Annotated in this window: 14 protein-coding genes; 2 read left to right on the top strand and 12 right to left on the bottom strand. The window is 47.5% G+C overall.

All coding sequences use genetic code 11. The annotated features are described in order from the left end of the window. Positions 1–159 precede the first annotated feature (159 nt). Positions 160–807, top strand: a complete 648-nt coding sequence (locus ACKKE8_RS15995) for a Crp/Fnr family transcriptional regulator (protein WP_409179135.1) — start codon at positions 160–162, stop codon at positions 805–807. A gap of 26 nt (positions 808–833) precedes the next feature. Next, entirely contained in the window at positions 834–1,466 is a 633-nt protein-coding gene (locus tag ACKKE8_RS15990; protein WP_409179002.1) for a Crp/Fnr family transcriptional regulator, read from the top strand. A gap of 63 nt (positions 1,467–1,529) precedes the next feature. On the opposite strand, the gene ACKKE8_RS15985 is transcribed toward ACKKE8_RS15990, so the two are convergent. The 12 genes from ACKKE8_RS15985 to ACKKE8_RS15930 all read right to left on the bottom strand — a co-directional run bounded on the left by ACKKE8_RS15985 (position 1,530) and on the right by ACKKE8_RS15930 (position 13,617). Continuing rightward, positions 1,530–3,485 (bottom strand): GTP-binding protein, encoded by a 1,956-nt coding sequence (locus tag ACKKE8_RS15985; RefSeq protein ID WP_409179001.1) that lies wholly within the window; start codon positions 3,483–3,485, stop codon positions 1,530–1,532. Positions 3,486–3,997: 512 nt separating this feature from the next. Further along, positions 3,998–4,465: a DUF4358 domain-containing protein gene (locus ACKKE8_RS15980; RefSeq protein ID WP_409179000.1), complete on the bottom strand. Its 468-nt coding sequence runs from the start codon at positions 4,463–4,465 to the stop codon at positions 3,998–4,000. Between the two features lie 5 nt (positions 4,466–4,470). Then, on the bottom strand, positions 4,471–5,610 hold the full coding sequence (locus ACKKE8_RS15975; RefSeq protein ID WP_409178999.1) for a DHHW family protein: 1,140 nt from the start codon (positions 5,608–5,610) through the stop codon (positions 4,471–4,473). Between the two features lie 14 nt (positions 5,611–5,624). Further along, positions 5,625–7,031: an MBOAT family O-acyltransferase gene (locus tag ACKKE8_RS15970; protein WP_409178998.1), complete on the bottom strand. Its 1,407-nt coding sequence runs from the start codon at positions 7,029–7,031 to the stop codon at positions 5,625–5,627. Positions 7,032–7,052: 21 nt separating this feature from the next. Further along, positions 7,053–7,745, bottom strand: a complete 693-nt coding sequence (locus tag ACKKE8_RS15965) for a GDSL-type esterase/lipase family protein (RefSeq protein ID WP_409178997.1) — start codon at positions 7,743–7,745, stop codon at positions 7,053–7,055. 113 nt (positions 7,746–7,858) lie between these two features. After that, the gene (locus ACKKE8_RS15960) at positions 7,859–9,679 is read right to left on the bottom strand and encodes a sensor histidine kinase (protein WP_409178996.1); all 1,821 of its coding nucleotides are present in this window, start codon (positions 9,677–9,679) and stop codon (positions 7,859–7,861) included. Then, entirely contained in the window at positions 9,676–10,350 is a 675-nt protein-coding gene (locus ACKKE8_RS15955; protein WP_409178995.1) for a response regulator transcription factor, read from the bottom strand. The genes ACKKE8_RS15960 and ACKKE8_RS15955 overlap by 4 nt, the downstream gene beginning before the upstream one ends. A 226-nt stretch (positions 10,351–10,576) precedes the next feature. After that, positions 10,577–10,801 (bottom strand): hypothetical protein, encoded by a 225-nt coding sequence (locus ACKKE8_RS15950; RefSeq protein ID WP_409178994.1) that lies wholly within the window; start codon positions 10,799–10,801, stop codon positions 10,577–10,579. Positions 10,802–10,804: 3 nt separating this feature from the next. Then, complete coding sequence (locus ACKKE8_RS15945) at positions 10,805–11,122, bottom strand: heavy metal-binding domain-containing protein (RefSeq protein WP_007729137.1); 318 nt, start codon at positions 11,120–11,122, stop codon at positions 10,805–10,807. A gap of 9 nt (positions 11,123–11,131) precedes the next feature. Next, the gene (locus tag ACKKE8_RS15940) at positions 11,132–11,899 is read right to left on the bottom strand and encodes a type II CAAX prenyl endopeptidase Rce1 family protein (RefSeq protein ID WP_409178993.1); all 768 of its coding nucleotides are present in this window, start codon (positions 11,897–11,899) and stop codon (positions 11,132–11,134) included. Between the two features lie 15 nt (positions 11,900–11,914). Next, the gene (locus ACKKE8_RS15935; protein ID WP_409178992.1) at positions 11,915–12,700 is read right to left on the bottom strand and encodes an ABC transporter permease; all 786 of its coding nucleotides are present in this window, start codon (positions 12,698–12,700) and stop codon (positions 11,915–11,917) included. Then, positions 12,700–13,617, bottom strand: coding sequence for an ATP-binding cassette domain-containing protein (locus tag ACKKE8_RS15930; protein ID WP_409178991.1), 918 nt, complete (start codon positions 13,615–13,617; stop codon positions 12,700–12,702). The genes ACKKE8_RS15935 and ACKKE8_RS15930 overlap by 1 nt, the downstream gene beginning before the upstream one ends. Between the last annotated feature and the right edge of the window lie 5 nt (positions 13,618–13,622).

Here is a 13,622-nt window from a genome sequence, read left to right as displayed (position 1 = left end):
TGTTTTTCTTTCAAATGCCCGTCATTTTCACGTTGAAATATTGGTAAGGAGCTTTTTATTTTCATATAATCAAGAGTAGTAAGTTCAGAAAATTGAGACTTAATCTTGGGTAAATGATTGGAAGAGGCAAGATCATTGATGAGGAAAGGAGCGGTGATGATGGTATCCCCTTTTGAAACGGATTTGAAATGGGAAACCCTTTTAGAATACGGCACCCGTCAATTCGTGAAAGGAAAAACAGCTATCTATAAGCAAGAGACGATGGGAGAAGGTTTTTATTATCTTCATAAGGGATTAGTCAAGATTGTGACCTCTACCTTCAAGGGGAAGGATCGCCTGGTGAACATCGTAGTCCCTGGTCAAATCATGGGACTTCAAACGATGGATCAACAACCTCATTTCACCACGGCTATTGCTGTAAAGAATGCAGTCGTCTACCATTTCTCCTGTTTGCAATTCCTCGAAATGCTGCAGGTACGCCCTGAACTCTTGTCTCTTTTCACCCAAACAATCAATCAAAAAATGCGGATTCTTCTAACGGCCATCAACATGAAGGCACTGACTTCAGAAGAGCAAATTGCTCGTCTCCTGCTCAACATTTGCGAAGACTTTAAAAACCACGAGGTTCCCCTCACTCAACAAGAGCTTGCTGAATGTGCTGGCCTCACCCGTATCACTGTCTACAAGATCCTGAAGGCATGGAAGGAACATGGCATCATTGAAATCAAAAACCGATCCTTTGTCGTCAAACGCCCAGATATGCTGAAGCCTCCACAACTCACGGCACACACTGCTCGCACAGTGTAAGCATATTAATGTGAAAGGTGGTCACAATGGCCTGTCTCCGCTATCAGTGGACCCCGTACCTCATGTATGGCAAGAAGATCGAAATGGGAAAACATACAACGATCTACCGTCAAGGCGATGTGGGAACTGGATTTTATTATCTAGACAAAGGGAGCGTAAAGATCACCCTCTTATCTGAGAACGGGCATGAGCGGTCTATCGATTACATTCCCACAGGTGGGTTGTTCGGGGAACACGGCGCCTATAACGGCTCATACCTGACATCAGCCATAACTACTTCTCCTTCCGTCATTTACTTTTTCTCCGACGAGGACTTATCTCGCGTATGCCAAGACCACCCACAGTCGGCGGTGATCTTCACCCATTCACAAATCTATAAGCTCCGTCTCCTGGCTGAAATCATCGCGTTCACTGACAGTCCAATTGAGCTTGCGATGGCTAATTATCTGCTCAAGCTGATAGCTGTGCACGGAAATAATCATATCCCGATCGATCAGATGTCTTTTGCACGCTATATTGATACGTCTCGCATTACGGTGAACAAAACTTTGCAAAAATGGCGACAGCAAGGCTTGATTGAGCTATCTGAGCGGAGTGCTATTCGAGTTGTGGATATAGAGGGATTGCGTGGGATTTATTCTCGCCTCCAAGGTAAATAGGGGCGAAGCCTAATCAGGCTCGCCCCTATGCATTGATATAACATTTTACCTGTTCGGTTCTGCTTAGAGCAGATGCATCTTGGCTTCTGCCTCGTCCCACGGCACCGAGTAGCCTGCCCCCTTGGCGCAAAAGATCGAGGAGGAAGTATAAGCCGGATCTGCATCCTTTTCATAGCTTTTCCTTTCCATCACTTCCTCCGCGTTATGGCAGCCGTCGTATCCGCCAAATACACAGCGGATGCTGCCTCGTCCATGTGTGAAAGAAGCGAAATCGGTGCTGTAATTCATGAATGTTGCTACGGGGACTCTTCCCGTAATGACCGCATGCGTATCCGACATTTGTGGTGGCTCGAATGAGCCTGAGGCGCGCTGAATATCGGAAAGTACCCTCCCCATCTCGTTCATTCCCACCTTTATTTTGAAGTCATAATAAGGTTCTAACAGCATATTCTCCGCTTTCTCCAACCCCTGCCGCAGAGCGCGGAAGGTGGCCTCACGAAAGTCGCCCCCATGCGTATGTTCGTTATGCGCACGGCCTCTTAGGAGCGTAATTTTCATGTCGGTGACCGGCATGCCTGTCAATAGCCCATGATGCTCCCGTTCGTAGAGATGAGACCGAACCAGATTCTGGTAGTTAAAATTCAGTTCATCAGGATGACATTCGCTAGTGAAGTGGATTCCGCTGCCTCGCTCTCCCGGTTCAAGCAGGAGGTGCACTTCCGCGTAATGCCTGAGCGGCTCGAAGTGTCCATACCCCGTTACAGCAGACTGTATCGTTTCTTTATACAAGATTTCCGGTTGGCCGAAAGAGACAACGAAACCGAAGCGTTCCTTCACAACCTGCTCCAGTACTTCTAATTGGATCAGACCCATGACGCGAATGTGAATCTCTTGCAAACTCTCTTCCCAAACCACATTCAGAGACGGGTCCTCCGCATTCAGAATGCGAAACGCACTGAGCACTTGCTGCACGTGAAGCGAACCCTCAAACTGTACTTTCGACTGTAGTGTCGGCTCAGTCTCATAAGCAAACTTGTCTGAGTAGAGCCCCACCCCTTGTCCAGCTTCGGCCTCGGACAAGCCGACGACCGCGAACAAATCACCGGCAGCTACTTGGTCTACCGATTGTGATTTCCTGCCATTAAACAGTAAGATTTGTGTAGTCTTCTCTTCGTATCGAAGTCCACCGCTCTCATAGCTAAGCAGCTCCCGTACCTTCAGCTTGCCACTCAGCGCTTTGACGAACGTTAGCCTCACCCCGTTTGCTGCGTGTCGAATTTTATAAATACGTCCTCCGAACGGAGCCGTCTCGTCATAAGACGCAATCGTCAATAAGGACAGTTGATTCAGGAATTCTACAACGCCATCATCCTGTAGTGCCGACCCGTAGGTACAAGGGAAAAGATGACCTTCTCGTATCATCTCCTGCAAGGCACCCAGCCAGAATTCTTGATCGTCCCTTTCCTCTAAAAATGCTTCCAGCAGTGAGTCGTTCCGCTCTGTCATCATTTCCCGTAGCCCTTCGCTGACAATTCCGTTGGCGAAGTTGTCCTTGATGCAACAGACATCCCCAGTCAACTGACTGCGTATCTCCTCTTCCGTCCTGCTGGCATCCGCGCCGATCCGATCTGTTTTATTGATGAAGAAAAATGTCGGTATCCGATGTTTGCGCAACAACTGCCAGACTGTCTCGGTATGACCCTGAACACCTTCTACCGCACTGACAATCACGATCGCGTAATCCATTACCCCGATCGCCCGCTCCATCTCGGTAGAAAAATCGACGTGTCCAGGCGTGTCGATCAAATAATAAACGTCGCCCTTATGGTGCATAACCGCCTGATCGGCGAACACGGTAATGCCTCTTTTCCTCTCGATATCGTGGCTGTCCAAAAAGGCATCTTGATGATCCACCCGGCCCCGCGACCGGATGCTGTTCGTATGGTATAGCAACTGTTCGGCGAAAGTAGTCTTGCCCGCATCCACATGGGCAAACAAGCCGATCGTTAGACGCTTCATGTTATCCCTCTTCCATAGCTACTCGACTGCCATTTCTTTTCTCATTAAAACATAAGAATGGAGGAGAAGAATAGTTGACTAACGCTTTCTTGTAAATTGCCGTATCCATTAGCACATTTTCAATTACTACAGGCTCGTATCAGTTGCCAAGCTTCCCCCATTTGCATGCTCTATACCATGCAGAGAGAAGCGAGGTGATTAATATGACTGACGTGGTAGTAATCCTATTCAGACGTATCAGGGTGAATGGCGTACGGAGGCGAATTATTCGCGACGTTAGCATCATTGGAAGTGCCGCACCATGCAACCAATTTTTAATGATTGGTAGACGTGTGGGTCCTGCTGCACGTTGTCTTTTGAATAACGGGTTCCAACGTGTGTTATCAAGAGATAATGTTTTGGTGTTTATCCGAGTAAGATAAATGGGTCCGTATGAAAACGGTAGCTAATAGGGTTACCGTTTTCTTTTATACTCATTTGCATACCATGCCAAACGGATTTGTTATCGTGTTTTACTTCAGAGCTTCGTCAAACACAGATTCTATTTGATCAACCTCTTTCGACACCGCAAATAAAACAAACTGCCCGTTCGTCTTCAAAACATGCTTTTCAATGAGAAAATACTCCTCTGGGCGATAGTCTTTCAATTTGATTGTTTGTGCCTCGATCCGTTGTTGTATTTTCTCTTTTACATTTTCGGTGTCGCTTGCGTCTTTGACTTTGATTACAGCCAGTTCATCCGCTTTCACATTGGATGAAGCCGTGTACAGGATGAAATTCTCCACTTTTTCTGCCTCGATCTGATACAACTTTTGCAGTTTCTCCAAGTCCCCTTGCTTCATATCCTGAAAACTTACCGTTTGCTGAATTCTTTCTCCCAGTTCTGGGGCCGAAAGTTCTTCGATAGTCCCGCCGTCACATCCGGCCAATATTCCCATTCCGATAGCAAACATAAGCAGTACAGACAAAAATCGCTTCATTACATTCACTCCATGATGTTTAGAATAGAGGTGTCTTCAAAAAACGTTTTGACATTGTAAAGGAATAGCATGTCATGAAACTGCCGATCTTGTATGAGCTTTGTTACGGATTCCTCATAATAACGAAGGTCAACGACATCAATCTCTGCGAAGTGTTCGGCCAAAAAGGGAATCAGGCTATTGGCGTACGAATCTTTTACGATCAGCAGCTTCTTCCCGTCCGGATGGTCCGTTATGATGCGGACCAGTGCATGGTTGCTGTTCAGGAATACCGCATACTTATCCTTTTTAGCCAGATTGTCCAACTGGTACAAAGAATTCGCGGTACGGCCTTCGTCCACGTACTCCACCTTCTTTTTGCTTTCTTCTTTCGGTAGATAAAGATCGATACGATCAGGTTGCAGATGACGGAAGCCGCTCTTCGAATAGAGCGATCCGTAGAATGCATCCGTCACCTGTCGGATGTTGAACGCAGCTTCGTCTTTTGGAACAATCCCCATCTGCTTGCACAACACCCGATAAGCATAATAAGCGCCTTTGCTCGTCCAATGATGATCGGTTTTATAAAAAATGGCTTCTTCGCGTCCGGCATAAAGCACGGGATAGACATCAACGAAGCGAATATCAGGTTGAAGCGATTGCCGAACTCGATTCAGAGTAGCATGTTCGTCGCCAATTGGTGCGTAGGTGGGCAGTTTATCGCGAAGCAACGCGGCGGCGGTCGGTACCAGCATGATGTACTTGCGAAGGTCGGGCGTTGTCTGGTGAATCGAATGGATGGCCTGAACTCTGTCATTCACCTCGGCGTTCAGCGGCGGCGAGAAATGTTGAATCAGGTACCCATCCTTGCCCAGATAAACACCGTTGCTGTCCTTTTTGCCCATAACACGATCCGCATCCGTTTTTAGCCCGATCCAAACGTCCCGGAAAGCAAATTGATCGGTGATATAAGTCTCGTAATCAGAAGTGAACTTCCCCGACAGTAGTGATCGCAGTGAAAAAGTCGGCCTGCTCTCGAGCACCCTGTTTTCCGATTCCGAAAATGCCTGATCAGGGGTCAGTATGTTCAATACGGCCACCATGAGGATAAACAGCAAGAACAAGAAGCCCGTCACAGCTCGCGTCCGTTTGTCATATCCGGTCAAACCGCTCCCTCCCCTCAAAACCGAAAATATAAGAATGGATTGTAATCCTCAAAGACCAAATAAGCTGACGACAAAACCAAACTGATGATAGAAAGTGCCAAAGCAGCGATCATGCCTACCGAATTCCATCGAGCTTTCATCTGCTCCAATCCTTTCCGGGGCAGCGGTGTCGCGCACAAGGCCAACAGAACGAGCAATCCCCCATACGTCGTCAGGTCGTAGAACGCCTGGCGATCCACCCATTCGTGCGCCCCGACACCAAACATCACACAGATGAACAACCACGCGGAAGGCAAATGTTCGAATTCAAAAAGGACCCACCCGACAACGACAATCAGCAGCGTGTAGAGATGTCCTGCCCAGTTCGGCCAACGATTTAGCCACTTCAGCAAAAACAGCTTCTCAAACGCAACGAAACAGCCGAAATACAAGCCCCATACGATAAAGTTCCAGCTCGCCCCATGCCACAGACCAGTTAAGAACCATACGATGAAGAGGTTACGGAACTGCTTGCCCAAGCCCATCCGATTGCCGCCGAGCGGAATATAAACGTACTCCCGGAACCAGGAACCGAGGGTAATATGCCATCTGCGCCAAAATTCCGAAACGCTTCTTGAAATATACGGATGCTTGAAGTTTTCTGGCAGGTCGAAACCGAACATTTTGCCGAGCCCGCGCGCCATATCCGAATATCCGCTGAAATCGAAATAAATTTGAAACGTAAACGCCAGGATGCCGAGCCACGCGGAAAGGACAGTCAAGTCCTCCATCGGCGTCGACTTCACGTTGGTCCATAGCAGTCCGATATTGTTGGCTAGCAGCACTTTCTTGGCCAATCCCCGGATGAACCATTCCGCCCCTTCTCCGAACCGCTCCAGCGTCACTTTACGAAAGACCAGTTGTTCCGCGATATCTCCATATTTGACGATCGGACCTGCGACCAGTTGGGGAAACATCGTGACGTAAGTGCCAAAAGCGACGAAATTTCGCTGTGCCGGCACCCTACCGAGGTATACATCCACTACATAGGACATCGTTTGGAACGTATAGAAGGAAATACCGACGGGCAGTGGCAGATCAGCCACTTGTAGATGCTGACCGAATAGCTCGTTCACATTCTGAACGACAAACCCGGCATATTTGAAGAAACAAAGAATCGCCAGACTGCCGCAGACAGAGCCGAACAACACTGCTCTGGCGATCGGCTTGCGGTGACTGTATTTGTCGATCACGAGCCCGTTGATATAATCAAATACGGTCGTAAAAATCATGATGATGATATATACCGGTTCGCCCCATGCATAAAAGATGAGGCTCGTTGCGAACAGAACAGCATTTCTAAGCTTCTTAGGCGACACATAATAAACGAGCAGCACGGCGGGCAAAAATTGAAACAGGAAAATCAGACTGCTGAATACCAACGTTCGTTTCCTCCCGCGCCGCTATTTTGCGATCTTCTGACGACCCAGCTCATCTTTTACGTAATCGAGCAGGATCGGATAAAACTCAGCTTGGAAATGAATGCCGTCCGCATCGTACATGTTAGGATGATCGGCCACAATGGACGACACATCAATGTATCCGACTTGAACCTTGCTTGCCAGCTCCTTCAGTCCCTCATTGTAGTCGCCAATATTTTGATAACGGAGCTCCGCTTTTTCTGCCTCTGCTGTAACAGGGGTAACGGATAATATCGTGATGGACGCTTCTGGAAGCCTTACTTTGATGCGATCGATCAATTGGGCGTAATACGACAACGAATATTTCTTGGGATTGTCGGTCGGCCATAAAATGTCGTCTGAACCCAGCTGGATAAAAACATGCTCGGGCTTTCGTTTGACCAATTCGTCCACATCTTGCAGCGCGAACTCAGCCGTTTTCCCTGCACCTGCCAGCACGTTCTCCTCTTTCAGCACGTCATGGTAAGACAATCCCTCCGTAATCGAATCTCCGAGAAAAACGCTTTTTTGATACAGTGATGCATTTGAGGTTTGTTCCGGAGTGGAGATGTCCCCGGCCTGACCGGAAATCTCGGAAGCGGGTGGTTGTCCAGTGGTGCCGCATGCCGCAACCGATAAGGCGACCATTACGAGTAATGTAATACCTAGTACTTTCCTCTCTCTTTTCATTTTCATCTTTCTCCTTTCTTCTTGATCAAGGTAAAGAGTAAGCGTCGGAGATCAAGATCAGATGCAGATCGTGTGCAGATTGGGTAGAAATGCAATAAAAAAAGTGCAGAACCGAAGTTCTACACTTTCTTTTTCTTTAATTCAAAAGAGAACAAGACGCCTTCCTCCGTGTTCATTACCCCATAAAACGCCCCATGCAATTTTAGTATCTGCTTGGAGATCGCCAGGCCCAATCCGGTTCCTCCGGTCGAACGGTTGCGGGAATGCTCGCCGCGGTAGAAACGATCCCATATCTTCTCCAACTGCTCGGCCGGAATATGGATGCCTATGTTTTCGATGCCAATCTTGACGGTATCCTCCCCTTCAACCATCGAGATGACAATATCCTCTCGTTCCGGCGTGTAGCGTATGGCGTTTGTCAGGAAATTCACGATCACCTGCTCGATTCGATGCTGATTGGCGATGACTTCGACTGGGACTAACCGGCTGTGCAACTGCAACTGCTTACCGGCGAGGTCCGGCTCCAACTTTACGCAGATTTGCTCCAGTAGCACATCAATCCGAAACGAATCCATTTGCATTCTATACGTACCGGATTCATATTTTGCCAATTCCAGCATATCCGCAACCAGCAGGTTCATCTTCTTCACTTCATCTTCCATCGCAGCAAAATAGTAGTCCCGCCTCGGGCTGTCCGCCTTATCCTTCAAAATGTAAAGGCAGCTTTCCATGACGCTGAGCGGAGTTTTCAGCTCATGCGACACGCCCGCTATAAATTCTTTACGCGTCTGCTCCAGCCGCTTTTCTTTCTCAATATCCTGCTCCAGCTGGACAATATGGGCATGCAGCATATCCGAAAGCCGATTAATATTTCGCGACAGGCTGCCGATTTCATCCTCTGTCTTAATCGGAATTTTTTCAGAGAAGTCCAGCTTGGCCATTTTTTGTGTCATGTCGTTCATGCGGAGCAAAGGAGCTGCTATTCTGCGGGAATAATAGAAGGAGGCGAGCAGAACGAGCAGCAAGGTACCAGCAATGATGTAGCCGTAATAACTTCTCATAACCTCCGTAGCTTCGTTTACAGGCTGGAGCGATGTCATGGCGAACAGATAGGTGGGATTCCCTGTTTGATCAATCACGCGCTCTACGAATATTTTGTAATCCATATCGTTCTCTTTGTAGTCTGTTATGGTGCTTGTTTGCTCCGCATACTCCCCGTATAGCAGATCCGCTTGAAAAGCTTTCACTCGTTCAAGAAATAAGCGGTTCGTATAGCGGGATACATCCGCGCCTTGGGGTATCCGTACCTGTGTGATGGTTCCGTGCACCAGAACGCTGGGATAACGCTCATGGTATTCGGTGGGACTCTTGAATCTCGGGACGACCTCATACTCTTTTTTGACGAGTGGCTGATTCTCCAGTCGATTTTCCTCTCTGAGATTGGAGACACTCCTCCCGATCCGCTGCGGAAACCATTGATTATCGATCATGATCCCTTCCAAGGCAATCTGTTGCCCCGGTTTAACAAAGGTTTCTAAGAAGGGGTTATCGGTGCTTACATCCTGTACATCCATGACCGTGTACAGCGGAACGACCATCGATTTGCCAGAAAGATCAGGGGTGGCGTCCGAGCGCTCCAAACGGACCTCCATCTCGAAATCGTCCGTGTATTTCAAATGGCCTCTATCATCCAATTGAGCAAACCAGGCATTCGTCTTTTGATAAAACTCCTGTTCCTTCCTGACTTCATCCTGGGAAGCCCCTGCATAAGTCAACTCGTTTTGCCGATAGGATTGAAGGGCTTCCTTCACCTTCTCTACCTTTTGATGCACATAAAACTGCTCGAAAAATACGGTTTGTCCGATAAAAATACTCGCGATCACAAACAGGCATAATCCTGTCGTGAGCAGAAACAGCTTGAGTACAATGCTTGTTCTCATGGTCGGTCCTCGAATTTATAACCGGAACGAACAATAGTGACGATATGCTTCGCATGCTCTCCCAGCTTGGAACGCAAATTCCGAATATGGCTGCTGAGCGTACGATCCTCGCCGACAAAGTCGTAACCCCAGATTTTTGTAATGAGCTGTTCTCTGGTGAGGATGATGCCTTTGTTTTTCATCAAGTAGGCCAAAATTTCGAATTCCGTGTGCGTCAGGCTATAGTTCTTTCCCTCAATCGAAACGGTTCGAGACGGCAAGTGAATCATAATCCCGCCGCCGGACAACATATCACCCGGTTCGTGTATTTGCCGGTTTTCCAGTAACCGTTTGGCGCGTGCCAGCAGGATGGGAGGACTGCACGGTTTCACCACATAATCGTCCGCCCCGAGCTCGAATCCTAGCAACGTATCATCCTCATCCCCACGAGCTGTTAACATTAGAATGGGGACGTTGGAAACTTTGCGAATGCGTCTGCATACTGACCACCCGTCCAATTCCGGCAGCATAATGTCCAAAATGATCAAATGCACTTCATGCTCTTGAAATAACGTCAGTGCCTTACTCCCGTCCCCCGCTTCCAGCACTTCGTATCCTTCGTCCATCAAGTATTCCTTCATAATCTCCCGCAAAACCTGCTGGTCTTCCACAATCAATATCGTTTTCGTCATGCTAATGACCTCTCGTCCTCTATCTCTCCAAAGATATTTTTTAGAATGTTATCATGACTTTGGGGTCGTCACAATATGCGTCAAATCGACAACCATTTCCGAGACTAAGTTTACATTCAGCCGTGTGGTTGCTGATGCTGGGCGCACAACAAAAGCCAAATCTTGTCATCTAACAAGATTTGGCTCGTTTCTACTATAAATCTACTATTACAGTCTTCCTCATCGCTTATTTTTCAACTTTGTAATAGCGATCCCCGGTCTTCGGATTGAAGTATACACGACGCTTTTCCTGCGTTACCGGATCGATCGTCACTTCATTCGTCGACTCAAATCCGGGCGGGACGATTTCTCCGTGGTCTTGGTGCAGTCGCTTGTCCTTGATTTTCGAAATGATTAGCAAGGTGATGAAAAGCAAAATCTGAAACACAATGTAATAAACGACATAAATCATTCATTACACCTTTTCAACGACAACTGCTGTACCGTACGCGACAACTTCACCCATATTTCCCATATTTCCAGAGTCATAACGGCACATTACCACAGCGTTAGCTCCCATGGCCGTTGCGTTTTTAATCATGCGGTCAAGCGCCTGTTTGCGGGCGTCCTCCAGGAGCACCGTGTATTCCTTGATTTCTCCGCCAACTACTGAACGAAGACCTGCCATGATGTCTCCCCCAATTCCGCGTGCTCGAACGATCAAGCCGAATGTCGTTCCTTTTACTTCAACGACACGATATCCTGGAATGTTTTCTGTTGTTACTACTATCATATGCTTCTCCTACTTTCTATTTCTATTTTTATTTTTGAAGATCACATGTAGCACGATGTCAGCGCTAAAATGACTAATGATCGCAGCTTCTAAACCGTATCGCCAATATAGGAAGCCAAACAAGATGCCCAAGATACCGTTTAGCAACAGCGTCCATACAGTGACCACGTTGCCTTTTCCGTACGTCATGTAATTGGTTGGGAGATGGGATACAGCGAAAACAATGGCGGCGACAAAGATGCCAAGCCAATAAGAAATTCCCATCCATCCCATCTTCTGTGCCAAAAATACGACAACAGTCATAACCCCAAGACGCATGAGCACTTCTTCGCAAACCCCTCCGTAAAAAGACGAGAGAAAGCCGAAGAACCGAGATGAAATCGGTTCTTTACCCATTATTGTGGTCATGTGTTGTTGAAAGAAAGAACGATCCACCCATTTTACCATGAGACCTACCGCAATACCTGAACCAATAGATACGGCCCAAAACGACCAGATGGAAAAAGGCAGCTCCGCTCCAGACTCCCAGTGATCGAGAATCCAGAGTCGAAGACCAGTGGAAGGCCTGAGCCATAAGCCTATCGCAGTCGCCAGAGCCAGAAATACACAACTCTGAATGATCATAATCGCAACCATGACGGAAGTAGGCGGGACTTTTTTACCAGGATAGATGGCGGCTTGCAGCTGTACATGTTGGCGAATCGTGTTGGATTGAATCGGTATAGTGCATAGCGCGCACAGTACACTAACCAACCAGATCAGCCAAAAATGTTCCATTTCTACGCCTCCTCTCTAGATTTCTGATCGTTCTAAAAAGTACCAGCCCATAAAGAAAAACACGATGTTGAGTGTAAAAACACCTGCGAGGCCCGGTAAACCTGTGATGACTGCTTGCCCCAGAGTTGAGTTTTCTTGAATGATCATCATCGCCGCATTGGACAATCCACCAGGAGATACCATATCCAAAAACTTACCGAGAAATTGTGGAACAGTAAAGATCAGGATATTGAATACCAGCGAGGCTCCACCGGCACCAACAGCATTATTAAAAAAGCTGGAGGCGCACAGAGTTGTTGTGACAACAAGGAATAGATTCGGTATGTACATCAACGTACCTATCCATACATGGGTCCAATCTAGTTGTCCGAAAAGGATCTCTGTATAGTAGGCGGTTATCCCCATCCCGATCAGCATGCTTGCAATTGTCAACGTGTAGTAGGTAATGGCTTTGGCGAGATAGTATTTGGCTCGACTGATTGGCTTGACGAAAACCATGGATGCTACCCCAGAGGCTTTCTCTCCGGCAATGGATCCCATGACGATAAGGATTAACACAAACGTACCGAGTGAGCTGAATTTGCTAATCGCCGTCGAGAGTACTTCCGGAGCAGATGGGGTTGGAATTTTGATGACTGCCCCTTCCGGCAGCCCAGTGGAATTGGCCAAAATATCCGGGAGCATTTTCATCGTAATCGGCTGTGTAATCATTAGAGCAATAAACACAATCGGGACGATGAGAATCTTGTAGGTTTTGACCAATTCATTAAATTCTTTTCTGATCATTGGGTGGGAAGTCATCAGTCATTCACAACCTTTAGGAAAATATCTTCGAGGGTCGATGCGGACAAGCGATAATACTCCAGTGTCCCGCCAGATTCCAGAAGAATGTGAGGCAGGAGTGCCTTGGCTTTTTCCATGTCATCGGTAAGAACTTTGTAAATACCGCCGTCTAGTTTCCATTCCCTGATCCAGGTTAGCCCATTCAAGACATCGGTTAAATCGATGTCTTGTTGATCAAGCTTGAACTCAATCAGTGGCTCCACATGGTCTGCTCGTAGCTGATCCAAACTTGTCGACAGCACCACCGTACCGTCCTTGATGATGACGATATGGTCTGCGATTCTTTCGATGTCATCCAAAATGTGAGTCGACATGAAGACAGTCATATGTTGCTTCAACTTTTCGATTAGCAATAAGACGTCATATCTGCCCATGGGGTCGAGCGCGGAAACTGGCTCGTCCAAGACGAGTAGCTTGGGGTTGTGGATGAGCGCCTGGGCAATCCCCAGACGCTGTTTCATCCCTCCGCTATAACCGCTTATTGGGCGGTTCCTCGCCTCATTGATTCCGCATAACTCCAAGAGTTCATCGGTCCGCTGCGTAATAGTGCGCTTGTCCAATCCATAAAGTCTACCTACCCAATGCATCCACTCTGTCGCTGTCATGTAGTTGTAAAAGGCTGGGATTTGTGGACAATACCCTACTTCACTTGTGACTTTATTGCGGTCGGTCACGACGTCGTAGCCTACTACTCTCACTTTTCCTTTGGTCGGTGCAGCCAATCCGGTAAGGATGCGGATAGTCGTCGTTTTCCCGGCACCATTCCCCCCAAGAAAACCGACACAACCGATGCCATCGACGGAAAAGGTTACGTTCTTTAACGCTTTATGGTCTTTATATTCCTTTGTGAGGCCTTCACATTCAATAACTCGCAAAGAAT

Source organism: Brevibacillus fortis (assembly GCF_046196545.1).
Taxonomy (GTDB): Bacteria; Bacillota; Bacilli; order Brevibacillales; family Brevibacillaceae; genus Brevibacillus; species Brevibacillus fortis_A.
Note: the sequence above shows the minus strand (reverse complement) of the source record. Positions and strands in the feature narration are given on the sequence as shown.

Coding starts and splice junctions, on each gene's coding strand:
- ACKKE8_RS15995 (WP_409179135.1), top strand. CDS start 160: ATGGTATCCCCTTTTGAAACGGATTTGAAATGGGAAACCCTTTTAGAA.
- ACKKE8_RS15990 (WP_409179002.1), top strand. CDS start 834: ATGGCCTGTCTCCGCTATCAGTGGACCCCGTACCTCATGTATGGCAAG.
- ACKKE8_RS15985 (WP_409179001.1), bottom strand. CDS start 3,485: ATGAAGCGTCTAACGATCGGCTTGTTTGCCCATGTGGATGCGGGCAAG.
- ACKKE8_RS15980 (WP_409179000.1), bottom strand. CDS start 4,465: ATGAAGCGATTTTTGTCTGTACTGCTTATGTTTGCTATCGGAATGGGA.
- ACKKE8_RS15965 (WP_409178997.1), bottom strand. CDS start 7,745: ATGAAAATGAAAAGAGAGAGGAAAGTACTAGGTATTACATTACTCGTA.
- ACKKE8_RS15960 (WP_409178996.1), bottom strand. CDS start 9,679: ATGAGAACAAGCATTGTACTCAAGCTGTTTCTGCTCACGACAGGATTA.
- ACKKE8_RS15955 (WP_409178995.1), bottom strand. CDS start 10,350: ATGACGAAAACGATATTGATTGTGGAAGACCAGCAGGTTTTGCGGGAG.
- ACKKE8_RS15950 (WP_409178994.1), bottom strand. CDS start 10,801: ATGATTTATGTCGTTTATTACATTGTGTTTCAGATTTTGCTTTTCATC.
- ACKKE8_RS15945 (WP_007729137.1), bottom strand. CDS start 11,122: ATGATAGTAGTAACAACAGAAAACATTCCAGGATATCGTGTCGTTGAA.
- ACKKE8_RS15940 (WP_409178993.1), bottom strand. CDS start 11,899: ATGGAACATTTTTGGCTGATCTGGTTGGTTAGTGTACTGTGCGCGCTA.
- ACKKE8_RS15935 (WP_409178992.1), bottom strand. CDS start 12,700: ATGACTTCCCACCCAATGATCAGAAAAGAATTTAATGAATTGGTCAAA.